The organism is Shinella sp. S4-D37, from assembly GCF_040812195.1.
Taxonomy (GTDB): Bacteria; Pseudomonadota; Alphaproteobacteria; order Rhizobiales; family Rhizobiaceae; genus Shinella.
In genome coordinates this window covers 3,644,920-3,667,669 of sequence record NZ_JBFNXL010000005.1, presented here as the reverse complement: position 1 = coordinate 3,667,669, position 22,750 = coordinate 3,644,920, and the positions used below count along the sequence as shown (strand labels likewise).

Genomic DNA, 22,750 nt, shown 5'->3' with positions numbered 1-22,750 from the left:
AATTGTATTTCTTTTGTCGACAAGGGGATTTTCGATGACCGATACCGTTTCCAGTTCCTTGCCCGAACGCAAACGAGGCTCCGGCGTGAAGATGGTCTACGACCTTTTGCGCGACGAGATCCTCGACCTGAAGCTCGCGCCCGGCAGCCCGATCGACGAGGTGCAGCTTGCCGAGCGGTTCAAGATGTCGCGCACGCCGATCCGCGAGGCCTTGGTGCGGCTGGCCGGCGAGGGGCTGATCGAGACCCTGCCGAACCGCTCGACCATGGTCTCGAACATCGACTTCCTCAACCTGCACACCTTCTTCGACGCGCTGGTGCTGATGTACCGGGTGACGACGCGGCTTGCCGCGCAGGCGCACCGCCCCGAGGACCTCGCCGTCATCCGGGGCTTTCACGAGGACTATGCGGCAGCGCTGAAGGCGCGCGATTCCCTGACGATGATCGCCACCAACGCCGCCTTTCACGCGGCCATCGCCGAGGCCGGCCGCAATCCCTACTTCACCGGCCTGTTCCGCCGGCTGCTCGACGAGGGGCGGCGCATCCTGCAACTCTACTACAAGTCCTACGAGGAACAGTTTCCCCAGCGTTTCGTCGACGAGCACGCCGCGATCATCGCCGCCATCGAGGCGCGCGACCTGGAGGAGGCCGACCGGCTCGGCAAGGCCCATGCCGAGGCGATCATCGCCCAGGTGCAGAAGCTGTTCAGCCGCAACGACAGGCTCGACATCGCGCTCTGACGAGCACTGTATTTTTCTTGTCGACAAATAAAATACAAGATGCTATACCCATCATCGCAGAGAGGGGAGGCCCCGTGCATCGGGCCGGCCGACCATCCGACGAACCGCCAAAGGAGACCGACATGAAGGCCAAGATTTTTTCCGGTGTCATTCCCGCCCTGATGACCCCCTGCAAGGACGACCGCACGCCGGACTTCGACCAGCTGGTGCGCAAGGGCAAGGAACTCATCGAAAAGGGCATGTCGGCCGTCGTCTATTGCGGCTCGATGGGTGACTGGCCGCTCCTGACCGACGCGCAGCGCATGGAAGGCGTCGAGCGTCTCGTCAAGGCCGGCATCCCGGTCATCGTCGGCACCGGCGCCGTCAACACCGCCTCGGCCGTCGCCCATGCCGCCCATGCCCAGAAGGTCGGCGCGCAGGGCCTCATGGTCATTCCGCGCGTCCTCTCCCGCGGCTCCGTCGTCGCCGCCCAGAAGAACCACTTCAAGGCGATCCTTTCCGCTGCCCCGGATCTGCCGGCCGTCATCTACAACAGCCCCTATTACGGCTTTGCCACCCGCGCCGACCTGTTCTTCGCGCTGCGCGCGGACCACAAGAACCTCGTCGGCTTCAAGGAATTCGGCGGCGCGGCCGACATGCGCTATGCGGCGGAAAACATCACCAGCCGCGACGATGACGTCTCGCTGATGATCGGCGTCGATACCTGCGTCTTCACCGGCTTCGTCGATTGCGGCGCCGTCGGCGCGATCACCGGCATCGGCTGCGTGCTGCCGAAGGAAGTCATCCACATGTGCAATCTCGCCCGGGCTGCAGCCAAGGGCGACCCGGACGCCCGCGCCCGCGCGCTGGAGCTGGAATCGGCGCTTGCCGTCCTCTCCTCCTTCGACGAAGGCCCGGACCTCGTCCTCTACTTCAAGCATATGATGGTGCTGAAGGGCGACAAGGAATACACGCTGCACTTCTACGAGACCGACGCACTCTCCGACAGCCAGCGCGGCTATGTCGAAAGCCAGCTGAAGCTGTTCGACACCTGGTATGCCGAATGGAGCAAGCTGCCGGGCGCCGTGCAGACCTGCAAGGCATAAGGTTTACGCCTCCTCGCAACAAGAAAGGCCCTCCGCAAGGAGGGCCTTTTGTTTTGGCGGCGATCGTGTGTGCCTGACGACGGCGAGTGATACGCCCTGCGACGTCTCACGCAAAAGGTCCTCTCCTCCGTCATCCTCGGGTCAAGCCCGAGGATGACGTTCGTGGGGATGCTTGCGACTCCTTCGCCGGCTAATGAAGAGGGGAGGCGATCAGGCGATCGCGTCCAGCCCCTTCTCCAGCAGGCGGTCGAGCTGCTCGACCTCGGCGGCCGTGAGCGTGACACCATCCGTCTCGGACGTCTTGCGTGCCACGAAGCGGCGCTGCGAGGGGAGGCGGGCGCCCTGGCCGACGATGGCCTCGAACAGGACCTCGGCGCGGGCGAAGGGATCGCCGGGGCGGCCGGCGGAGAAGGCTTCCGGCGACATCGCGATGATCAGCTCGCCGTGGAAGGGCGCGAGCGTCGTCGTGCCGAGATAGTCGAGCACTTCCGGGCTCGTCAGGTCGCCGATCATTATGCCGGCGAGCAGTTCGATCATCGTGCCGATGGCCGAGCCCTTGTGGCCGCCGAAGGGCAGCATGGCGCCGGCGAGGGCGGCCTCCGGGTCGGTGGTCGGGTTGCCGTCGGCGTCGATCGCCCAGCCCTGCGGAAGCTGCTTTCCGGCGCGGCGGTGCAGCTCGATCTCGCCGCGGGCGGCGACCGAGGTGGCGAAGTCGAAGACATAGGGCGCGCCGCCCTTGCGCGGCCAGCCGAAGGCGAAGGGATTGGTGCCGAGCAGCGGCTTGTTGCCGCCGGTCGGCGCGACCGTCGCATAGCTCGGGCACATGACGAGACCGGCAAGGCCTTCCCCGGTCACGGCCTCGACCTCCGGCCAGAGGGCGGAGAAATGCGTGCAGTCGTTGATGACGAGCGCGGCAAGGCCGAGCTTGCGGGCGCGCTCGGCGAGAGCCGGCACGCCGAGTTCGAAGGCCGGGTTGGCGAAGCCGCCGTCGGCATTGACCTTGACGATGGCCGAACCCTCGTTGGCGTCCAGCACCGGCACGGCGTCCGGCTTCACCTTGCCGGCCTTGACGGTGCGCAGCGCACCCTCGATCCGGTAGATGCCGTGCGACTTGCAGGCGTCGCGCTCGCCGGCGACGATGACCCGGGCAAGCGCGCCGGCCTGCACGGCGTTGAGGCCGGCCTTGCGGAAAATCGCGTCCACCCGTTCGTGCAGGGCGGCAATCGTCAGGGTGGTGGTCTGCGTCATCTTAAGTCTCTTCCGCTTTTGCTGACCGGACAGGTCGGCGATTGATCATTTGCATACATAGAGTATACAAGATTTCAACAAGTGCAATTCGCCCAGCAAGGGTCTATGTCGGGGGTGAATCCCCCTTCCCGTGAGAAAGGTACGTCGAATGGCTTTCACTCCCAACGGTAAACATCTCGTCGCCGGGCAATGGCTCGATGGCAACGGCACCTTCACCTCCTCGCCGGCCCATGGCCCGGCGCACGACTTCGCCGTCGGCACGGTGGACCTGGTGAACAAGGCTGCGGAAGCCGCGGAGGAAGCCTTCCTCAGCTACGGCTATTCGTCGCGTGCGACGCGCGCCGCCTTCCTGCGCGCCATCGCCGACGAGATCGAGGCGCGCGCGGACGCCATCACCGAGATCGGCACGCAGGAAACCGGCCTGCCGGTCGCCCGCCTCCAGGGCGAGCGCGGCCGCACCACCGGCCAGCTGCGCCTCTTCGCCGACCATATCGAGAACGGCGACTATCTCGACCGCCGCTTCGATGCCGCGCTGCCCGACCGCCAGCCGGCGCCGCGCCCGGAAATCCGCCTCATCCAGCGGCCGATCGGCCCGGTCGCCGTCTTCGGCGCCTCCAACTTCCCGCTCGCCTTCTCGACCGCCGGCGGTGACACCGCTGCCGCGCTTGCGGCCGGCTGCCCCGTCGTCGTCAAGGGCCATTCCGCCCATCCGGGCACGGGCGAGATCGTCGCCGAGGCCGTGCTTGCCGCCATCAAGAAGACCGGCGTGCATCCGGGCGTCTTCTCGCTCATCCAGGGCGGCAACCGCCAGGTCGGCGAGGCCGCCGTGCAGCATCCGCTCATCAAGGCCGTCGGCTTCACCGGCTCGCTCGCCGGCGGCCGCGCGCTCTTCAACCTGTGCGCCGCCCGTGCCGAGCCGATCCCGTTCTTCGGCGAACTCGGCTCGGTCAACCCGATGTTCGTCCTGCCGGAAGCCGTCAAAGCCCGCGCCGAAGGCCTCGGCCAGGGCTGGGCGGGCTCGCTCACCATGGGCGCCGGCCAATTCTGCACCAATCCGGGCATCGCCGTCGTGACGGACGGCGCGGATGCCGACCGTTTCACGGCCGCCGCCGTGGAGGCCCTCGGCAAGGTCGCCCCGCAGACCATGCTGACCGACGGCATCGCCAAGGCCTACCAGGACGGCCAGGCGCGCTTTGAAAGCCGCAACACGGTCAAGCCGCTGCTGACCACGCAGTCCACCGGCCGCAATGCATCGCCGAACCTCTTCGAGATCTCGGGCGAGCAGTTCCTCGCCGACCATGCGCTGTCGGAAGAGGTCTTCGGCCCGCTCGGCCTTGTCGTGCGCGTCTCTTCCGTCGATGAGATGGAGGCGCTTGCCCGCAAGTTCGAAGGCCAGCTGACGGCGACCATCCACATGGATGAAGGCGACCTCGAAGATGCCAGGCGCCTGCGCCCGATCATCGAGCGCAAGGCCGGCCGCGTGCTGGTCAACGGCTTCCCGACCGGCGTCGAGGTGGTGGATTCCATGGTTCACGGCGGCCCGTATCCGGCCTCCACGAATTTCGGCGCGACGAGTGTCGGCACCATGTCGATCCGTCGCTTCCTGCGTCCGGTATCCTACCAGAACATGCCGGAAGGCCTGCTGCCGGACGATTTCACTAGCTGATTCAAGCGCTTCGCTTTCAAGGGGGCGGGCTTCTACAGGGAGTCCCGCCCCCGGATATTTTCTCTGCCCGGGTATATACTTTTTGTATATTGGTTGTATTTTAGAGCCGGTTTACAGTCTCGGCGCAGGACGGACCTCCGCCGCGTGAATCGACAGACCAACCCAGGGAGAGAGTTATGAAGAAGACCTCGGTCCTCGCCTTCGGCCTCGTGGCCGCCACCGCTCTGACCAGCCCGGCCAAGGCCGACAAGCTGGACGACATCATCTCGTCGGGCACGCTGCGCTGCGCCGTCGTCCTCGACTTCCCGCCGATGGGCGCACGCGACGAGAGCAACAATCCGATCGGCTTCGACGTCGACTACTGCAACGATCTGGCCAAGGCGCTCGGCGTCACCGCCGAGATCGTCGAGACGCCCTTCCCGGAACGCATCCCGGCCCTGATGTCCGGCCGCGTCGATGTCGGCGTCGCCTCGACCTCCGACACGCTGGAGCGCGCCAAGACCGTCGGCATGACGATCCCTTACTTCGCCTTCGAAATGGCCGTCACGGCCAATGACAAGTCGGGCATCAAGTCCTTCGAGGACATGAAGGGCAAGACGGTCGGCGCCACCGCCGGCACGTTCGAGGCCATCGCGCTCGAAAAGTCGGTCAAGGAATGGGGCGGCGGCGAGTTCCGTCCGTACCAGACCCAGGCCGACGTCTTCCTTGCGCTGAGCCAGGGCCAGATCGACGCCACGGTCTCCACCTCGACGGTCGCCCAGTCCAACGTCAAGAGCGGCAAGTTCGCCGGCATCTCCGTCGTCGGCAAGGCGCCCTATGACATCGACTATGTCTCGCTCTTCGCCAACCGCGAAGAATACGGCCTGATCAACTACCTGAACCTCTTCATCAACCAGCAGGTGCGCACCGGCCGTTACAAGGAACTCTACGAGAAGTGGGTCGGCGGCGAAGTGCCGGACCTGTCCGTCAGCGGCGTTTACCGCTAATCTGCCGTTTCCCGGCGGCGCGGGGCATGCGTCCCTCGCCGTTCATCGTTTCCGAAGGGTGAGACGGCAATGTTCAGTTATACCTTCCATTGGAACCAGGCGCTGAAGGCGTTGCCGCAGATGCTGGACGGCGCGCTGGTCACGCTGCAGATCGCGCTGCTTTCCATGGCCATCGGCCTCGTCGTCGCGCTGGCGCTGACGCTCTTCCGGCTGTCCGGCAACCGCACCCTCGGCGGCTTCGCCACGGCGTGGGTCGAGGTCGCGCGCAACACGCCGGCCCTCTTCCAGATCTACATGGCCCATTTCGGCCTCGGCAGCTTCGGCATCCACTTGAGCCCGTATACGGCGCTGCTCGTCGGCATCGCCTTCAACAATGCCGGCTATCTCGCGGAGAACTTCCGAGGCGCGCTGAAGGCGATCCCCGAGACGCAGACCCGTGCCGGCCGCTCGCTCGGCATGACGCCGCTCATGGCCTTCCGCTACATCGTCATGCCGCAGATGCTGCGCATCGCCTTCCTGCCCGCCACCAATCAGATGGTCTGGGCGATCCTGATGACCTCGCTCGGCGTCACCGTCGGCATGAACACGGATCTGGCCGGCGTCACCCAGGCGCTGAACGCGGTCTCCTTCCGCACCTTCGAATTCTTCGCGCTCGCGGCGGTCATCTACTACGTGATCGCCAAGGCCGTCACGCTCGCCGCGCGCCTCGCCGCCGCGCGCATGTTCCGCTACTGAGAGGGGTAAGCCATGTTCGATACCGCTCTCACGCTCGCCGATCTCGGCTTCCTCGCAAAGGGCGCGGTGATGACGCTCGCCGTCACCGCCGTCTCCGTCCTCGCCGGCACCATCCTCGGCATCCTCTTCGGCGTGCTGCGCAACCAGCTCGGCACCTACTGGTCGCTGCCCATCACCTTCCTGCTCGATATCTTCCGCTCCGTGCCGCTGCTCATCCAGCTCGTGCTCGGCAATGCGCTGCAATCGATCCTGAAGCTCGGCTGGGCGCCGTTCACCACCTCCTGCGTGGTGCTGTCGCTCTATACGGCCGCCTATTGCACCGAGATCGTGCGCGGCGGCATCTCCGCCGTGCCCACCACCACGCGCCGCGCCGCCCGCTCGCTGGGCATGACCTGGTGGCAGGACATGCGCTACATCGTGGCGCCGCTCGCCACGCGCGTCTCGCTGCCCGCCTGGATCGGGCTGACGCTCGGCGTCATGAAGGATTCGGCCCTCGTGCTCTGGCTCGGCCTCATCGAGCTCCTGCGCGCCTCGCAGATCCTCGTCACGCGCCTGCAGGAACCGCTGTTCATCCTTTTGATCTGCGGCGCCATCTACTTCATCATCTCCTTCCCCATCGCCCGGCTGGGCGGGTATCTCGAAAGACGGTGGTCCAATGATTGAGATCGAAAACGTCCGCAAATCCTTCGGCCAGCTGGAAGTCCTCAAGGGGATCGACCTCACCGTTGAGAAGGGCGAGGTGCTGACCATCATCGGGGGCTCGGGCTCGGGCAAGTCGACGCTGCTCACCTGCATCAACGGTTTGGAGACCATCGACGCCGGTCGCATCGTCGTCGACGGCACCGACGTCCATGCCAAGGGCACGGACCTCAACAAGCTGCGCCGCAAGCTCGGCATCGTGTTCCAGCAGTTCAACGCCTTCCCGCACCTGACGGTGCTGGAGAACGTCATGCTGGCGCCCGTCAAGGTGCTCGGCCAGTCGAAGGCCGAGGCCGAGGCGATGGCCGTCAGGCAGCTCACCCATGTTGGCCTCGGCGACAAGCTGAAGGTCTATCCGAGCCGCATGTCCGGCGGCCAGCAGCAGCGCATGGCCATCGCCCGGGCGCTCGCCATGTCGCCGGCCTACATGCTGTTCGACGAGGTGACCTCGGCGCTCGACCCCCAGCTCGTCGGCGAGGTGCTCGACACGTTGCGCATGCTCGCGTCCGAGGGCATGACGATGATCTGCGTTACGCACGAAATGAAGTTCGCCCGCGAGGTCTCCGACCGCGTCGCCTTCTTCCACAAGGGCGTCATGGCCGAGATCGCCCCGCCGGAAGAGCTGTTCGGCGCGCCCAAGGATGCCGACCTGCAAACCTTCCTCGCCGCGACGCATTGAGGCCATGATGAAGACCGAAATCGAACCCGGCGTCGTCGTCATCGGCGCCGGCGTGGTCGGCCTTTCGGCGGCCATCGCCGCCCAGGCCCGTGGCCTTGCCGTCACCGTCATCGAGCGCGAAGCGCCCGCCGCCGGCGCATCCGCCGGCAATGCCGGCGCCTTCGCCTTCACCGACATCCTGCCGCTCGCCTCGCCCGGCATCCTGAGGAAGGCGCCGAAATGGCTGCTCGACCCGCTCGGGCCGCTCAGCGTGCCGCCGTCCTATGCGTTGCGCATCGCGCCGTGGATGTTCCGTTTCTGGCGCGCCTGCGCGGCCGGCCGCGTCGCCCATTCCACCGCCGCGCAGACCGCGTTGTTGGACCTTTCCAGGACGGTGCTGGAGCCCTTCCTCGGCCAGACCGGCACGCTTGCCATGCTGCGCAAGGAGGGTAACCTCCAGGTCTATGAGAGCCAGGCCGAACTGAATGCATCGCTGCCCGGCTGGAAGGCCCGCGAGGAACACGGCATCGAGTTCCGCCACATGGACGCTGCCGAAATGGCGCAGATCCAGCCCGGCCTCGCCCCGCGCTTTACCCACGGCACCTTCACGCCCGGCTGGTATTCCATCGCCGATCCGAAACTCTACACGCTGGCGCTCGCCGATCATTTTCGCGCGCAGGGCGGAAGGATCGAGCAGGCCGAGGTCTCCGGCCTCAGGCCCGTCGAGGGCGGCGTCGAGATCACGACGAGGGACGGCCGCACGCGCCGCGTGGAAAAGATCGTGCTCGCCGCCGGCGCCTTCTCGCACCGCGTCGCCCGCACGCTCGGCGAAAGCATCCCGCTCGAGACCGAGCGCGGCTACAACACGACCCTGCCGCCCGGCGCCGTCGACCTCAGGACCCAGGTCACCTTCGGCGGCCACGGCTTCGTCGTCTCCCGCCTGTCGACCGGCATCCGCGTCGGCGGCGCGGTGGAGCTCGGCGGGCTGGAACTGCCGCCGAATTTCCGCCGGTCCGAGGCCATGCTGGAAAAGGCGAAAGCCTTCCTGCCCGGCCTGAAGCCGGAGGGCGGTGTGCAGTGGATGGGCTTCCGCCCCTCGCTGCCCGACAGCCTGCCGGCCATCGGCCGCGCCCGCGCGACGCCCGATGTCGTCTACGCCTTCGGCCACGGCCATCTCGGCCTCACCCAGTCTGCCGGAACGGCGCGCCTCGTCGCCGACCTCCTGGCCGACCGACCCCCGGCGATCGACCTCACGCCCTTCTCGCCACAGCGCTTCTAGTCAACGCCCGCGCCCCTTGGGGGCGCGGCACCCGTCTCGACCATCTCCCGCAAGGCGCACCACATCGCCGGCGTCGCTCCGTGCATGTTCACAGGACGGTGAGCACAAAATCTCGGCCTACATTCCGGACGGGGAAAATCAGGGCGGGTTTGAAGAGAATATGGCGGACAGAGAGGTTGTGCGAGCAACCTTGAAAATCAGTCCGCTACCTTGTCCAACTCCCGTGAAGGTGCATTTGAAAAGATTGAGGAAATCGGCGCAGCGACCAACCGGATAAAGGTGGCAGCTCTCTGGCTTGCGCAGTCACGTGAAATGGTTGAAGGCTCTATCATCGCCGAAATGAAACGGCGCTTCGGATTGCGCAACCTTGAGGCTATCGAGGCTTGCCAGCAGGCGCATGTGCTCCTCTTTGGTGACAAGTCGATCCCGGAACCGATTGGGCGCTTCCACCTCATCGAAGGTGGCAAGCATGGGCATTCGGGGGCGTGACATGGCGATCCTCGAAGAGAACGATATCCTGTTCGCCCACAAGGCGCTCAACGTCATGGCGGGTCTGACCGAAGCGACCAAGCGCGTTGCGGCGGCGATCATCGACCATTTCAACAAACGCACCGGCCAATGCGACCCCAGCATTGAGCGCCTTGCAACGTTGCTCGGCATCGACCGGGCGACCGTCATTCGTGCGACTGAGAAGCTCCACGAACTCGGCTATGTCGAGAAGATGAGCCACGGTGGGAAGGCGCATCGCGCCAGCTACCTGCCGAATTGGGACGGCTTCCGCGCCATTGTCGAGGATTGGGACGCGCGCATGAAAACGGGCGACGGCCCGGATAAGGGCGTAACGCGTGACGTAACAGGTGACCTTCCGCCTCCGGCAAAGGTCGCACGGCTGCGACACAAACCCATCGAAGTAACCAATCGAATAAACCCATCGAAGGGGAACGCGCGGAAAAGTCACCTGAGAAGCCGCAGGCTCACAGCCCGCCGAAAGCGCAGCATGGGCTCTGGAAGGGGAACAAGCCGGGAGCGCAGCGCTCCATGCTCTTGCCGATCAACGGGGGCAGAAGCCCCAGCCATGCGGATGCAGCGAGGGCAGCAGCCGAACGGAGGTGGTATGCACAGGTTCATGCTCTCGGCTTGAAGGCGGAGGCTGACGTGCTGGAGTGGATCACCTGGGACAGGCAGGAGGCGGCAACGCAAGCCGAGATGAACCGCAAGGGCGGCGGCATTGCGTTCATCGTGGACGGCATGCAGGCGGAGAGGATGCGGGTTTATGGCTGATTGGCCGTACAACACAGGTGCCTGGCGCAAGCTGCGCGCGGCGAAGCTGGTGGCCGCTCCGCTCTGCGAGCATTGCAAGGCCCGAGGTGTGCTCGTCCAGGCGAATACCGTGGACCACAACACGCCCATAGCCAAAGGCGGAGCACCCTTCCCGGCGCTGGAAGGGCTGACCTCGCTGTGTGAGCGATGCCACAACGAGAAGACCGCGACGCATGACCGAGGAACAGCGAAGCCCTTCGCTCGACGGTTCAAGGGCTTCGATGCGAGCGGCAATCCCATCGATCTGGCCGACGAATGGCACCGCATGCGCGAGAAATGATTTTCTACAGAGGCATGGGGGCAGGTCAAATCACGGCAGTTTGGTGGGGTTCAGACCGTTGGGGAGGACGGAAGATATTTAGTTTTGGGACCTAGAGAATTGAACTTATTGGAATATTTTTGCGAAAGGCTTATCTGACATGGCGGTAAGAGGCATCGGGGCAAAGCCCCTTTCGGAACGCGGCAAGGTCGCTCAGCGGCCGGTGAAGCCTTGGGAAGAGCCTGGCTTGACCCGTCCGGAGCGGGTTATCGCCTTTCTTGAGGACTTGCCGATCACGGCCGGGAAACTGGCGGGCACGACGATGAAGATGCGGCCGTGGCAAGCCCCGTCAAAATCACTAGCATACCAGCCTCCGACGCTGGGAGAGCGCTCGGCTATCTCGCCAAAATGAAAGGAGAAGACTGGACAGAGTACTATTTCTACATGTCCGATGATTGTTGCCGCTATTGGAGCCCCATGCTCCCCAAAGACGAGCGAACTTGGCTCCGCATTATGGCGGCGACACCTATGACCCAGATGGTCGAATTTGAGGGCTTCCCCGAACCGTTAAGGTGGCGGTTTGCCCATGACGATATGGCAACCGTCCTTGGAGCTCTAGCGTGAAAGTCAGACCGTTTGCGTAAAGGCGAGTAGCACACGGTCAAGTAACCGCTCGCATGCCCAAGGCCCGTAAGGCCAAACCACAATTTCCTTCCCAACAAGCCACCTAGTCAGCACCCGCGAGCGCGGGAACCCTCGCGCTCGGCCTCAATTCAACCTCGAAGGCAAAAAGGAGAACTCTTCCATGCCTGTGAATATCAGCCCCGGTGCGGGGCATACGAAAAAATCCAAACCCCTCCCGTCCGATTTCGAAACATTCGAATCCGCCAAATTGGCGCGCACGCGGTTGATCTGCCAGTTGCGCAAGCTGGATGATCCGGCCGCTACTGCCCTTGCCGACGTGCTGGGTGCATGCCGGAAAGCGAGCCGGTGCGGCTCTGGTGCGTGCCCGGTGTGCAATCGTGTCTTCCGCATCCACCTTGCTGGCGAAGTTAAACGGGCACGTCCCTCGGCCTTTGATGTCCTCCGCATTTCGCTGATCCCCGCTAGTTTTCGCGTGGAATCTGGTGGCCTTGCTGATTTCGATCTTCGTCGCTGGGTATCGAGTCGCCATCGCACGATTGAACGGGCGCTTCCTCCGGAAAGCTTGTTCGCCGGCGGTGTCGATGTCTCCCTCAATACCCTTGAGAACAACGATCCCCATTGGTGCTTCCACATTTATGGTTTCGTGTTGTTGCCGCTCGGCTGGGGTGTGCACAATCGTTCCAAGGTGCGGCGCTTGCGCGCCGAGCTTGAACGCCGGTGCCCGCCTGTCCCGAAGTCTGATCGTATAGGTGCCGAAAAGGTCCTCACCGTTGCTGCGATGGATTCCGACAGTTTCGATGACGCGGTTCTCTATGCGCATAAGGGCGATTTCTACCGTCGCTCGCGTTACGCCTATACGCGAAGGAAAACGGGTACGCGTTCTACGAACGTAACCCCGCAAACGCTTCCTCGTTCGGCGAAGGTCGAGCTGTCGTTGTTCCTTGCCCGTTTCCCGCTGGGTTCCCGACTAATCCTCATCGGCTTTCGTCGCCGGGGTACCCTGCGCAACCTCAACGACGCCTTCCGCGGCACCTTCGTTGACGGTCACGTCGTCGCCACGCGCGGCGTTATGGTGCTCGACCCAGACGATTGGAAGGCGGTGTTTCAGGCTGTGCGGGAGTTCGATGGCTTCACGCCCGAGGACGATCCCCACGGCGAACACGACTTCGGCGTCGTCACCTTCAAGGGCGAGCGGTACTTCTGGAAGATCGATTATTACGACCTCGATCTTCGTGCCGCGTCACCCGATCCAACCGACCCAGCTTTCACCGTTCGCGTCATGACCATCATGCGGGCGGATGAGTATTGACCATGAGAGCCGCCACTCCAGCCGACTGCCTTGCAAGCCCGCCCCACCGGCGGGCTTCTTCAATTCGGGGGCCTGACCTTACGACCAGCAGGCAGTGGCAAGGGGGCAGGCTCGTCAGGGTCGATATCCCGGAACAGGGCGGAGACCCGGACGTCCAGCACTTTCGCAAAAGCCTCCAAGGTGGACACGGTGACGTTCTCCGAGCCGCGCTCGACCCGGCCAACATACGCGCGGTCGATACCAGACTCCAGCGCCAGCCGTTCCTGCGAAAGGCCCTTGGCGACCCGAAGGCGTCGAAGGTTCCGGCCGATGATGGTGCGCGTGTCCATGCGGACACATGAGCCACATCGAAGGCTTGACAATCGACGGACCAATAGTCCCTTATTATTCAACCAAACGACGAACAGGAACAACCACAGAATGAACGCCTACCTCAACGCCATGCGCCGCTATTTCGATTTCAAGGGACGGGCAAGCCGTACCGAGTTCTGGATGTTCACGCTGGTCGTGTTCGTCGGTGGCATCATCGCCTTCATATTCGATCTTGCACTTGGGAATGCCCAGAACGGGCCACCCTTCATCACAGCCCTCTGGGTCATTCCGCACTACATCCCGGCGCTGGCCGTCGCCGTTAGGCGTCTCCACGATATCGACAGGACGGGATGGTGGGTTTTGATCGGCATCATCCCGATCGGCGCGCTGGTCTTGATCGTTTTCTATTGCCAAGCTTCGACGCCCGGCGCGAACCGTTTCGGTGGTGCAACGACCGATGCCGGGGCGGCAACGGTCGACCGGGCGGGGCAGGCCATGCCCTCGGCCTCGGTTCAGCAAGCCCATAGCGCCGTGACGTTGGCCGCTGGCGGGCATTCGGCCGCGCCGGGCAGTTCGGCTGCCCCCGCACCCCTTGCCGAGCTTGAGCGCCTAGTGGCCCTCAGGGCGTCGGGCGTGATCGATGAGGCCGAATTCACCCGCCTCAAGGCCGCCGTCATCAACCCGACCAGTGCCTGACGCGTACGATGCGGCCCCGCGTCACTGCGGACCTGGTCCGCGAGGTCAACACCTAATCACCTTTGGAGGAATATCCATGAAGATCGCCGTCGGCATCATCTCCCTCATGTTGGGCCTGCTGGTCATGCTACAATCCTGCGCGGTCGGGACCGCATCGCATATGCTTGGAGAAGAGGCGGCGAGCGAGGCCGGGGCGATGGGGCTATTTGCCGGACTGCTGCTGTTCTTCGGCGGCGCGTTCGCATTCGGCCTTCCCCTAGTCTCCGCTTGCCTCTTCACCCTCGCGGGCCTGATCGCGCTCCTCGGTGCGGCCGAGGTTCCCGACTTGTCGATCTGGGCCATCATGGCATTCGTGCTCGCGCTGCTGTCCTTCTTCGCATGGCGGTCGGGCAAGAAGAAGACTGCGGCACTCGCCTCGGCATCGCCGTCGAATTCACAGTCGAGCTGAGGCGCATAATGCGTTTTCTTATCGCCGTGACTTCCGTCATTTCCGCCGTTGATAACGCCTACGATAAGGCAGACTGCGTTTGATCTTCGACCCAAGCGAACCGATGGCCCCCTATCACCGTGAGCATCGCCTAATTTTCCCGACAAAATTGCACAATGCGCATTGCAACCTTTGCTGGATTGGATAACGTTTCATCCTATCTGAGGGTTAGGGGAACACCATGTCCATCCGTCTACGAGCTACGCTCCTTTCGTGCGCGGCGGCGATTGCCTTCGCCGGAACGCCGGTTGCCGGTCAAGATCTCGGCGGCATCATCAACCTGATGGGTCGCGTCATCGAGCACGACATGCAAAATCAGGCTGAACGTCGGCGGCAGCAAGCCCAAGAACGCCTCTACAGGGAGCAGCAGCGCGCTATAGCGCGTGAAGAGCAGGCTCGTATTGACGAAGTTCGTAGACAGGAAATCATCCTCATCAAGCGGTTGCAGACGGCGTTGAGCAAGCTCGGCTTCTACGAATCCAAGATTGACGGTGACCGTGGTCCGGGAACCAGAAAGGCCGAGGCGCTGTTCTCGGCGGCATTCAATGTCGATGCGATCAATCTCGACGAAGAAACGATTGCGGCGCTGGAGGACATCGCTGCCCTAGGCTTCAGAAGTGGTGAAGAGCACCGACAGGCGACGGCGGCAGGCTTTACGAATCGGACCGATTATCTCGCGGCGATGAAAGGCGGCTTCGAGACCGCTCAAGACTACGAAAGCGCGAAGCGGCAGGGCTTCGACACGTTCGAGGATTTTCGCCTTTTCCGCACCTCCGGCTTCACGAATTCCGCCGACTATCGCATAGCCAAGCAGGGCGGCTTTTCAGACAGTGCGGAATTCGAAGCGGCGACCAAGCTGGGCTTTTCTGAGCGCAAAGATTATCTGGACTTCAAGTCGACCGGGCTGGCTGACAAGAAATCCTACGAGGCGGCGAAGGTCGAGAAACAAGCGATCCAAAAGGCAGCCGATACATGCGATCAGCTTGCGAACGGCGACGATCTCGTGCGGGCGGTCGATGTTTGCCTTGCGGCCGTTTCCTTGGGTGTCACGGCACCGCTTAAACCATCTCTCGAACGCCTGAACGACCGTATCAACGAGTCGCTCAAAATCGAGCAGGCTGCCGCCATGCCGGACGTGCAGGTCGCCTCTCAGGGCGCGGGTGGCCAGAACTTGCCCGCTGCTGGTGATTTCCTGGCCCGCCGGGCGGCGTTGCGGTCGGCGCAGCAAAGACTTGCCTGTGGCAGTGCCGTCGTGAACGGCAGTTGGAGTGATGCCGACGAGCAGTGCGGGCTTGCCTTGCAAAGTGATGCAACCGAAGAAATCCGCCAATTGAAAACCAAGGCCGGAGAAGAACTTGCCGCCGCGCAGGCGGAAGCGGAAAAGGCGGAGCGCGAACTCAAGGCAGCCGCGGATGCAGAACAAAAGCGTCTGGCGCTCGACGCTGCGCGAAACCGTATGACCGCCCTTATGTCGGCCATGACGGAGTTCAGCGCGAGCAAGGGGACCTTCAGCAACGCGATTGGCATCGCCAAGGCTGCCGTGCGACTAAAGCAACTGGAAGGATCGGAGGACGTTTCCTCCATCGAACAGGCCATACTGAGCGCTGACGAGCTTTTGAAGTCGGAAGCAGGGTTCCAGAAGTTCCTAGCCGACAAGGAAAGAGCAGGTGAAATTGCTCAGGTCAACGCGCGCGCGACCGCCCTTGCAGAAATTCGCAGAACCGAAGCTTTCATCACGCAGTTTGTTGGAAGCAATGTCCTCCACGAATCCGTGAACGACCTTCTGACGCTGCAGGATAAGCTCTCGGCGGCCAAAGGCTCCGAACAGGATGAGCGCCTTTTCCATGCACAGAAGGAAGCCAAGGCTGAGATCGAAAGGATTGGTCTCTCAGACGACCTCGCTTCTTTCATCTTTGAAGAAAATGTGCCCAAGGACACCGGGATCGCGCAGGCCGAGAATGGGCTGGCCATCACCGAGGACAATAGGGCGCTGCTGGAAGGGAACGCCAATGATGTTGTCATTCTTGGCAACTTCACGTCGGGCGCACCTCATCTCCTTGTCAATCTGCTGGGCGAGACGACCTTGGATGGCGGAAACGCCGTTTATTGCTGGATCGGCCGCGACACGAGCAACCCGCCATTATTCGATCTCGTATCACCCGTTTTGCGAAAGCTTGGGGCGAGCAGAATGGCGCCGTCGGGCGCGTGCGTAAACCAAAGCGCCTTGCAGCAAGATATTCTCATAGTTGAACGCGGCGCACTGCTAGCCCGCGATATCCTTGAGGCACGCTATCTTATCGAGGCGCTCGAGAAGGGCGACCTGAAGGTCATACAAACAATCGCATGGGGCGAGGTGGGAGCCGTTGCGGAACAGCGCAAGCAACTTTCCGACACCATACGCAGCGAGGTCGTGGGAGGCGTCCGCAGTGGCTTCGGCTTTGTTCAGGTAGAGAACACCGCCGACACACTTTGCATGGTCGTCGATCCCGCCGAGCAGTCGTTTCACGACTATGCATTCGAGATCGTAGGGCCGGAGCTGGAATTGGTGATACCGGTCGCCAAAGAGCGGACAGCCTTGTCTCTCGATCGCGCCTTTGCCGGTGCGCAGAAGAACATGTGCCGCGTCATCTATGCAAATGCGGAGAACATGGCGCGTCTAATCGAGGCCACGAAGAAGCTCAACGCCGAAGCGACGGTCCTGCCCCTGTGGATCGAAACCAAGCTGATCGAAGACGGGAAAAATCTGGCGGAGAAGTCCGCACAGGAACGGCAAGCGGAAATCGCAGCACGTAGGCAGGAAATGGAGGCGGCGGCCACGTTGGCTAAAAAGCAGAGTGAAGAAGCAGCAGTGGTTCGGGCTCGCGCGCAGCAGGAACTGCGTGATCGCTATTCGCAGGAAGCCCGTTCCGCCTATAACGAGCTTTCGGGCATCCAGAAGGCGTTCATCAGCAATGACAGCACGAAGGCGGGACAATTCGCTTCTCTCTTCCCTGACATTGCCCGCTGGAAGCAAGAGATTGCGGCAGGCGGCTGGGAACTCGACAAGTACGATGACGAGCTGGTCGACTACGGCACGGCGAACTGGATGGGGCGCAAGCTGGAAGCCGTTACGTTGAAGGCCACGATATCCACGAAGAATGCTGTTCGCGGCGAGTACGCGACGATCTGCTTTGTAACCGGCTATCTTATGGACACCGAATTCGAGATGCGGCGGGACGCTATGGCGGTGGAGTGTGGGGCTTCGGACAAGGTTCTAGCCGACTGGCAGACCAGCCGAACCTTTGAAAGCCGATGGGTGGCGAGGTAGCCCTTAGCTCGCCGCTTGCGGCGGCATCGGGTTAGCTTGGTTCAATATGCGATAAACCTGCATGCGCGAGCAGCCCACCCGCCGGGCGATCTCGGCAGGCCCGATACCAGACGCGTGGGCCTCAAGAACGTCAGCCCTGTTGATACGAGCCACGCCGCCACGATAAATGCCTTTCGCCTTCGCCCGCTCGATGCCCTCGCGTTGTCGCTCCTTGATGAACCGGCGCTCCATCTGGGCGACCATGCCCAGCACGGTCAGCACCATGTGCCCCATATCGCCGCGCGTGGTGACGTGCGGGTCGAGCACGGTCACGAACGCGCCGCGCTGTTCGCATTCGTGCACAATGTTCAGCACGTCGCGCGTGTCACGGCCCAGCCGGTCGAGGCGCGTCACGACAAGCTCGTCGCCGGGGCGCAAGAACTCGATGACCGTCGCCAGTTCGTCGCGCCCCTCGCGACTGCCGCCGGATATCTTTTCCGAACGAATGATTGCACAGCCTTCGGCCTTCAGCTTGGCTAGCTGCTGGTCAAGGTCTTGGTCGATAGTACTGACGCGGGCATAGCCGATGCGGGTCATATGTCACCTCAGGTTCAAAACCCGAGGCTACCGCGTCACAAATAGCCCCGGTCAACCCAGACGTTACGTACAGCCCATAGCTGTTGGTGGCGTCACGCGAGGGTATACCCTGATGCAGCGACGAAACGAAATTTCCGCAGAACAACCGGACCAGACCTTTCCTCGCAATTCGGGGCTCGGCGCTGGTGCCGCCCCAGAAGACGGCACCTAGGCAAAAGCCTGCGCTCGGCTTGGCCAGCAATCTAGCAGTACGTCTTGAGGATGTTCTCGGTGGTCGATAAATAGGTGATTTCCGGCTGTGCGTGATTTCTGTCTACTGGAATCGTGCTAGCTGTACTTCCTATGAACACACGTATCAAAACATTAGCAGAGTGGCTGGCAGCACGGCTCATTGGTTTGGCTGACCTATTGAGAAGCATGGAGGGCTCGGCGGCTACGCGCGCAAAGTTCGTAAATTTAGCGCCAACCGACCAAGCTGACAAAGACGGTGTATATTCCGATGCATTAAAATTCGCTACGAGTGACCCGAAGGTATTCAATATTGCCCTGACAGGCCCTTATGGGTCGGGGAAAAGCAGCATTATCCAATCCTTTCTCAAAAATTATCAGAGGCCAAGTCTTCACATATCTCTCGCGTCGTTCGCACAAGAAGCGGATGCAGGTGGGGACGAAATAAAACGCCAGAAGATTGAAAGAAGCATACTGGAACAGATGCTTTATGGCGCCGACTCTAACAAACTCCCGTTGTCTCGCTTCAAGCGAATTCAGTCGCCCGGTGTTCTGTCAGTATTGAAATCACTATACATCATGATTGGTCTGCTAGCGCTTTGGTACACTTTTGCAAAGCAGAAAGCCATTATTGACGGCACATTTTTCACTCCGTTCGAACTCGGAAATTGGCTCAATCTGGGAGGCCTCGCCCTCGCAGCGCTATTCCTCTGGACTGCGCTGCATCATTTCTACGTGGCCAGCTTCGGGCTATCACTAAAGAGTTTCTCGCTTAAAGACATTGAGATAAGGCCCGCATCAGATAATCAGGAATCAATTCTCAACAGACACCTAGATGAAATAATCTACTTCTTTCAATCGACAGACTACGATCTCGTTATAATTGAGGATTTAGACCGATTTGAAGACCCAGAAATCTTCGTCACATTGCGCGAAATCAACAGTCTGGTGAATGAGAACTCAGGCATCAAACGAAGCATTAGGTTTCTATATGCCTTACGCGATGATGTATTCGCCAACACCGATCGGACAAAATTCTTCGAATTTATTATTCCAGTTATTCCGATCATCAACACGTCGAACTCAATCGATATGGTCCTGGAGCAAGGAAAGAGGCTAGCACTCGACGGACGCCTTAATCCTCAGTTTCTGAGAGAGGTTTCGCGGTATCTCAATGATCTGAGGCTGATTCAAAATATATTCAATGAATACGCTATATACATATCCAACTTGGAAACCGACGAAGAGAATGTACTTGACGCCAATAAGCTGCTTGCAATCCTAATTTATAAGAACATTTACCCCCGAGACTTCGAACACCTGCATCGGGGCGAAGGCAATCTCGCAAATATCTTGAGCCGGCAAGATGAACTCATCATGCAGGGCGAGACTGCCTATAGATCCGAGATAGCGGATATCGAACAGAAGATTGAAGCTGGTGAACGGCAGGTACCCTCCGACCTAAAAGAGTTGCGCCAGATCTACGCAATGGCACTTGTCCAGATGCTGCCCGCGAATGTCTACGCTGTCAGCCTAGATGGACAGTCTTGGACTACCCTCAAGCAGTTGGCAGACCGCAATGATTTCGAACAATTGATCGAAGCTGGGCATCTCTACTGCCTCCAGAGCAATGGCAACCAGCCGCGTGCCAGCATCGCCAGCTTGCAGGACAACGTCGATCCCCAGAGATCTTATTCGCAGCGCAAATTGGCAATAGAAAACAAGGCGGCCGCCAAGAAAGAGGAGAGCTTGCGTCGAATTCCGGAGCTAAGATCAAAGATGAGGACGCTTCGAACAACCAAATTTAACGAGCTCGTGCGTTCAAGTGCTGAGCATGTAACCAATCTTTTCGACGGATTTTGCGAGAAAGGAGATCTGGCTCGCTTTCTGATTTTGGAAGGTTACCTCGACGACACTTACTACCAGTATACGTCGCTCTTCCATTCTGGTCGACTATCGCCAAATGACAACAAGTTCCTTATTCAAATACGGGCGTTTGCTACTCCCGACCCTGCCTTTCCAGTCGACAACCCAAAGGAGGTCATCGCGGCGATGCGCGATGAGGACTTCGGTCAAAGTTATGTTCTCAACGTCAAGCTGGTGGACAGCCTTCTGATTGAGGCGATCCGCTATGACGACCAGATTCGGAGACTCTTCGAGTTTATCGCGTCTAATTTCGATGCCTGCGAGGCTTTCTTCGAGGCATACTACGCCACGGGACGCGCCGCCGCCGGGTTGCTTTCTGGCTTGACTGACAAATGGAAGCAGTTCGTTCCAACAGCTATCGCAAGCAAACACAGTCTCTCCCATGTTACGCAGTTACTGATGAGCCTTCCTGAAAGTGCGCTGGTGGCAATGGCAAGTGATAGCGACGAATTCACTGAATTCGTCGCGGCGAACCTTTCTGAAATTCTGGCGCTTGCATCTGACCTAGCGCCCGAACGCCTAGAGCGTATTGGCGTCGAAGTTCACGACCTTCCGGCCATAGCCGCGTATCCAAGCACCGTACGGTTCATGGTAAAGAAGGGGTCGTTTGAACTCTCGATAGCCAATCTTGAACATGTCTATCGAGAGGTTGTGGGGGAGACCAATCTCACGGCGTTTCGCCAGTCCAACTACACCACAATACGCACAATGACTGATCCGACATTGATGACGAGGGTCGAGCGCGAGTTCGATATCTATCTTCGCGACGTGCTTCTTGAGCTTGACGACAATTCCGAAGAGGATGTCGCGGCTATAGTCGATATCTTATGCCGCGAAGAGCTTAACGAAGACGATTTGCGCGCGTTTCTCGGAAGGCAAATGGTTCTTCTGCCAACGTTGGCTGGAGTTCCCGAGAGGTTGCACGCCATGATGTTTGAGCTGCAACGTATTGAGCCGACATGGGAGAGTTGTATTACGTTTTTGGGAAGCAGTGGATTCGCTGCGGATACCTTGGTGGCTTATCTGGATCGGGAAGATGTGCGCGCGGCCATCTTGAAATACCCCCTGCCAAGCGATGCGAAAGCGCTGCCACTAAGACAAACCCTCATTGACGCCGATGCAATGAGCGACGAAAGCTACCAGGAATATGTCCGAGCATTGCCCAAACCATTCCAGAGATTCCCTGAAAAGTTAGCTTCCTCGAAGCTCACCATACTTATCAACGAGCATAAGATCACGTTCTCTAAAGAAAACCTCGACTCGCTAGATATCGAGACGGACTTACCTGTGCTTTTCGTAGCAGAAAACATCGACGCTTACCTCGCGAGTCCAGACACGTTTGCAGTTGACGACGACTTCCGCGAAAGGCTCCTTCGAGGCGAAACAGATGACGGAGATAAGCGTGCAATCATTGAGCTTATGGATATGAGCAAGCTCACCGAGTTGCCCAACCGAGCAGCACTCATCGGTCCGATCCTTGATCGCACAGATGGTGAATTGTCTCACCTTGATGCAAACACAGCGAGATCGCTGATTCTGAATTCAAAACCCATTGAGACCCAGATTTCTCTCTTCAACAAGCTCCACTCGACCATGACTCTAGAGGAAGCTCGCCAAGTCCTCGCGTCGCTGCCGGAACCGTTTTCTGAGATTACGACGGGATATCACTCTCCAAAATTGCCGAACTCAGATGAAAATCGTGGGTTGGTCCAATGGCTTGATACTCGCGGTGTTATCTCGTCGTGGAGTGAGATAAGCAGTTGGTTGTCAGGTAATGGCATACGCGTAAACCTGAAAAGGCGATGATAAGTTAACCGTGCCCTCGCAACAAATCCCGTGGAAGCAAGCCGAGCGAATATGTGGGCTGATTTGTTGGTTGGGTTGGCGAATTCGGTCGCCACCATATATATTTCAATAGCTTACGGGGACTAATGGCGGACAGAGAGGGATTCGAACCCTCGATAGAGTTTCCCCTATACACGCGTTCCAGGCGTGCGCCTTCAACCACTCGGCCACCTGTCCGTCCGCTCGCTGCCGACGGTCAATCCGGCGCGGACCGCTTTCCTGTTTCCATTTCGGCGGGACGGCGCGATATATACCGAGGTTTGCGGCGGGATCAACCGCTTTCTGACAGATTTTTGAAGGTTGTCCGGCTTCTGGCGAAGGATTGCGCAAAGCCGGCCGTCTTCCTATCTATAGGCGTGAAGAAAGCGGAGCGGATTTGGGCTTGCGCGGGCGATACCTGGAGGGTGCGCGATGATCCGGTTCATCCTGAAGGCCATCAGCCTCGTCGCGCTCGTCGTCGCCGTCATGGCCGGCACGATCGATGCGATCCAGTCGGTTTCGGCCTCCGAGCCGGTGCTGACGCCGCTGGCCGTCGCCTGGAGCACGGCAAGCCCCGATACGATCGCGCTCGTTGCCGACGGCATCATGCGCAACCTCCATCCCTATGCCTGGGATCCGGCGGCCATGTGGGTGCTCTCGCAGCCGGCCTTTGCCGTCCTGCTCGCCGTCTCGCTGTTCTTCTGGGTGATCGCCTACAGGCGCCCGCCCGTCGCGGGCCGCTTCACCGCCTGAAAGACACTTTTCG

The 22,750-nt window shown here is 60.8% G+C and carries 21 protein-coding genes and 1 tRNA gene; 18 read left to right on the top strand and 4 right to left on the bottom strand.

What is annotated here, in order from left to right; genetic code table 11:
- The first annotated feature begins 34 nt into the window (after positions 1-34).
- Positions 35-739: a GntR family transcriptional regulator gene (locus AB3G45_RS25575; protein WP_367833201.1), complete on the top strand. Its 705-nt coding sequence runs from the start codon at positions 35-37 to the stop codon at positions 737-739.
- Positions 740-861: 122 nt separating this feature from the next.
- The gene (locus AB3G45_RS25570; RefSeq protein ID WP_367833200.1) at positions 862-1,824 is read left to right on the top strand and encodes a dihydrodipicolinate synthase family protein; all 963 of its coding nucleotides are present in this window, start codon (positions 862-864) and stop codon (positions 1,822-1,824) included.
- Between the two features lie 210 nt (positions 1,825-2,034).
- Here the strand turns inward: AB3G45_RS25570 and AB3G45_RS25565 are convergent, their stop codons facing one another.
- Positions 2,035-3,072: an Ldh family oxidoreductase gene (locus tag AB3G45_RS25565; RefSeq protein WP_367833199.1), complete on the bottom strand. Its 1,038-nt coding sequence runs from the start codon at positions 3,070-3,072 to the stop codon at positions 2,035-2,037.
- A gap of 148 nt (positions 3,073-3,220) precedes the next feature.
- Between AB3G45_RS25565 and AB3G45_RS25560 the strand changes: the two genes are divergently transcribed.
- The 11 genes from AB3G45_RS25560 (at position 3,221) to AB3G45_RS25510 (ending at position 12,628) form a co-directional block, all read left to right on the top strand.
- Entirely contained in the window at positions 3,221-4,738 is a 1,518-nt protein-coding gene (locus AB3G45_RS25560; RefSeq protein WP_367833198.1) for an aldehyde dehydrogenase (NADP(+)), read from the top strand.
- Positions 4,739-4,914: 176 nt separating this feature from the next.
- On the top strand, positions 4,915-5,724 hold the full coding sequence (locus AB3G45_RS25555; RefSeq protein WP_367833197.1) for a transporter substrate-binding domain-containing protein: 810 nt from the start codon (positions 4,915-4,917) through the stop codon (positions 5,722-5,724).
- Positions 5,725-5,793: 69 nt separating this feature from the next.
- Positions 5,794-6,459, top strand: a complete 666-nt coding sequence (locus tag AB3G45_RS25550; protein WP_367833196.1) for an amino acid ABC transporter permease — start codon at positions 5,794-5,796, stop codon at positions 6,457-6,459.
- A gap of 12 nt (positions 6,460-6,471) precedes the next feature.
- Complete coding sequence (locus AB3G45_RS25545) at positions 6,472-7,122, top strand: amino acid ABC transporter permease (protein WP_367833195.1); 651 nt, start codon at positions 6,472-6,474, stop codon at positions 7,120-7,122.
- A complete protein-coding gene (locus AB3G45_RS25540; RefSeq protein WP_367833194.1) occupies positions 7,115-7,837 on the top strand; it encodes an amino acid ABC transporter ATP-binding protein in 723 nt (240 codons plus the stop codon). The genes AB3G45_RS25545 and AB3G45_RS25540 overlap by 8 nt, the downstream gene beginning before the upstream one ends.
- 7 nt (positions 7,838-7,844) lie before the next feature.
- Positions 7,845-9,095 (top strand): NAD(P)/FAD-dependent oxidoreductase, encoded by a 1,251-nt coding sequence (locus AB3G45_RS25535; RefSeq protein WP_367833677.1) that lies wholly within the window; start codon positions 7,845-7,847, stop codon positions 9,093-9,095.
- 210 nt (positions 9,096-9,305) lie between these two features.
- Positions 9,306-9,584 (top strand): hypothetical protein, encoded by a 279-nt coding sequence (locus AB3G45_RS25530; protein WP_367833193.1) that lies wholly within the window; start codon positions 9,306-9,308, stop codon positions 9,582-9,584.
- Between the two features lies 1 nt (position 9,585).
- Positions 9,586-10,236 (top strand): helix-turn-helix domain-containing protein, encoded by a 651-nt coding sequence (locus AB3G45_RS25525; RefSeq protein ID WP_367833192.1) that lies wholly within the window; start codon positions 9,586-9,588, stop codon positions 10,234-10,236.
- 14 nt (positions 10,237-10,250) lie between these two features.
- Positions 10,251-10,376, top strand: coding sequence for a hypothetical protein (locus tag AB3G45_RS25520; protein ID WP_367833191.1), 126 nt, complete (start codon positions 10,251-10,253; stop codon positions 10,374-10,376).
- Entirely contained in the window at positions 10,369-10,695 is a 327-nt protein-coding gene (locus AB3G45_RS25515) for an HNH endonuclease (protein WP_367833190.1), read from the top strand. The genes AB3G45_RS25520 and AB3G45_RS25515 overlap by 8 nt, the downstream gene beginning before the upstream one ends.
- Positions 10,696-11,479: 784 nt before the next feature.
- Positions 11,480-12,628, top strand: a complete 1,149-nt coding sequence (locus AB3G45_RS25510; protein WP_367833189.1) for a DUF3768 domain-containing protein — start codon at positions 11,480-11,482, stop codon at positions 12,626-12,628.
- Positions 12,629-12,687: 59 nt separating this feature from the next.
- Here the strand turns inward: AB3G45_RS25510 and AB3G45_RS25505 are convergent, their stop codons facing one another.
- A complete protein-coding gene (locus tag AB3G45_RS25505; RefSeq protein ID WP_367833188.1) occupies positions 12,688-12,957 on the bottom strand; it encodes a helix-turn-helix domain-containing protein in 270 nt (89 codons plus the stop codon).
- Positions 12,958-13,048: 91 nt separating this feature from the next.
- Between AB3G45_RS25505 and AB3G45_RS25500 the strand changes: the two genes are divergently transcribed.
- The 3 genes from AB3G45_RS25500 to AB3G45_RS25490 all read left to right on the top strand — a co-directional run bounded on the left by AB3G45_RS25500 (position 13,049) and on the right by AB3G45_RS25490 (position 17,430).
- Positions 13,049-13,636 (top strand): DUF805 domain-containing protein, encoded by a 588-nt coding sequence (locus AB3G45_RS25500; protein ID WP_367833187.1) that lies wholly within the window; start codon positions 13,049-13,051, stop codon positions 13,634-13,636.
- Positions 13,637-13,712: 76 nt separating this feature from the next.
- Complete coding sequence (locus tag AB3G45_RS25495) at positions 13,713-14,084, top strand: hypothetical protein (RefSeq protein WP_367833186.1); 372 nt, start codon at positions 13,713-13,715, stop codon at positions 14,082-14,084.
- 220 nt (positions 14,085-14,304) lie between these two features.
- On the top strand, positions 14,305-17,430 hold the full coding sequence (locus AB3G45_RS25490) for a peptidoglycan-binding protein (protein ID WP_367833185.1): 3,126 nt from the start codon (positions 14,305-14,307) through the stop codon (positions 17,428-17,430).
- A 3-nt stretch (positions 17,431-17,433) separates the two neighbouring features.
- On the opposite strand, the gene AB3G45_RS25485 is transcribed toward AB3G45_RS25490, so the two are convergent.
- Positions 17,434-18,006 (bottom strand): recombinase family protein, encoded by a 573-nt coding sequence (locus AB3G45_RS25485; protein ID WP_367833184.1) that lies wholly within the window; start codon positions 18,004-18,006, stop codon positions 17,434-17,436.
- 342 nt (positions 18,007-18,348) lie between these two features.
- Here AB3G45_RS25485 and AB3G45_RS25480 point away from each other — a divergent pair, with 342 nt between their 5' ends.
- Positions 18,349-21,966, top strand: a complete 3,618-nt coding sequence (locus tag AB3G45_RS25480) for a P-loop NTPase fold protein (protein WP_367833183.1) — start codon at positions 18,349-18,351, stop codon at positions 21,964-21,966.
- Positions 21,967-22,092: 126 nt separating this feature from the next.
- On the opposite strand, the gene AB3G45_RS25475 is transcribed toward AB3G45_RS25480, so the two are convergent.
- Positions 22,093-22,182: transfer RNA gene (locus AB3G45_RS25475), tRNA-Ser, on the bottom strand.
- Positions 22,183-22,416: 234 nt separating this feature from the next.
- Here AB3G45_RS25475 and AB3G45_RS25470 point away from each other — a divergent pair.
- Positions 22,417-22,737, top strand: a complete 321-nt coding sequence (locus tag AB3G45_RS25470; RefSeq protein WP_367833182.1) for a hypothetical protein — start codon at positions 22,417-22,419, stop codon at positions 22,735-22,737.
- The last annotated feature ends 13 nt before the right edge of the window (positions 22,738-22,750 follow it).

Bases quoted from the DNA above. Each gene is read 5' to 3' on its own strand.
- AB3G45_RS25575 (WP_367833201.1), top strand. From the start codon at position 35: ATGACCGATACCGTTTCCAGTTCCTTGCCCGAACGCAAACGAGGCTCC.
- AB3G45_RS25570 (WP_367833200.1), top strand. From the start codon at position 862: ATGAAGGCCAAGATTTTTTCCGGTGTCATTCCCGCCCTGATGACCCCC.
- AB3G45_RS25565 (WP_367833199.1), bottom strand. From the start codon at position 3,072: ATGACGCAGACCACCACCCTGACGATTGCCGCCCTGCACGAACGGGTG.
- AB3G45_RS25560 (WP_367833198.1), top strand. From the start codon at position 3,221: ATGGCTTTCACTCCCAACGGTAAACATCTCGTCGCCGGGCAATGGCTC.
- AB3G45_RS25555 (WP_367833197.1), top strand. From the start codon at position 4,915: ATGAAGAAGACCTCGGTCCTCGCCTTCGGCCTCGTGGCCGCCACCGCT.
- AB3G45_RS25550 (WP_367833196.1), top strand. From the start codon at position 5,794: ATGTTCAGTTATACCTTCCATTGGAACCAGGCGCTGAAGGCGTTGCCG.
- AB3G45_RS25545 (WP_367833195.1), top strand. From the start codon at position 6,472: ATGTTCGATACCGCTCTCACGCTCGCCGATCTCGGCTTCCTCGCAAAG.
- AB3G45_RS25540 (WP_367833194.1), top strand. From the start codon at position 7,115: ATGATTGAGATCGAAAACGTCCGCAAATCCTTCGGCCAGCTGGAAGTC.
- AB3G45_RS25535 (WP_367833677.1), top strand. From the start codon at position 7,845: ATGAAGACCGAAATCGAACCCGGCGTCGTCGTCATCGGCGCCGGCGTG.
- AB3G45_RS25525 (WP_367833192.1), top strand. From the start codon at position 9,586: ATGGCGATCCTCGAAGAGAACGATATCCTGTTCGCCCACAAGGCGCTC.
- AB3G45_RS25515 (WP_367833190.1), top strand. From the start codon at position 10,369: ATGGCTGATTGGCCGTACAACACAGGTGCCTGGCGCAAGCTGCGCGCG.
- AB3G45_RS25510 (WP_367833189.1), top strand. From the start codon at position 11,480: ATGCCTGTGAATATCAGCCCCGGTGCGGGGCATACGAAAAAATCCAAA.
- AB3G45_RS25505 (WP_367833188.1), bottom strand. From the start codon at position 12,957: ATGGACACGCGCACCATCATCGGCCGGAACCTTCGACGCCTTCGGGTC.
- AB3G45_RS25500 (WP_367833187.1), top strand. From the start codon at position 13,049: ATGAACGCCTACCTCAACGCCATGCGCCGCTATTTCGATTTCAAGGGA.
- AB3G45_RS25495 (WP_367833186.1), top strand. From the start codon at position 13,713: ATGAAGATCGCCGTCGGCATCATCTCCCTCATGTTGGGCCTGCTGGTC.
- AB3G45_RS25490 (WP_367833185.1), top strand. From the start codon at position 14,305: ATGTCCATCCGTCTACGAGCTACGCTCCTTTCGTGCGCGGCGGCGATT.
- AB3G45_RS25485 (WP_367833184.1), bottom strand. From the start codon at position 18,006: ATGACCCGCATCGGCTATGCCCGCGTCAGTACTATCGACCAAGACCTT.
- AB3G45_RS25480 (WP_367833183.1), top strand. From the start codon at position 18,349: ATGAACACACGTATCAAAACATTAGCAGAGTGGCTGGCAGCACGGCTC.
- AB3G45_RS25470 (WP_367833182.1), top strand. From the start codon at position 22,417: ATGATCCGGTTCATCCTGAAGGCCATCAGCCTCGTCGCGCTCGTCGTC.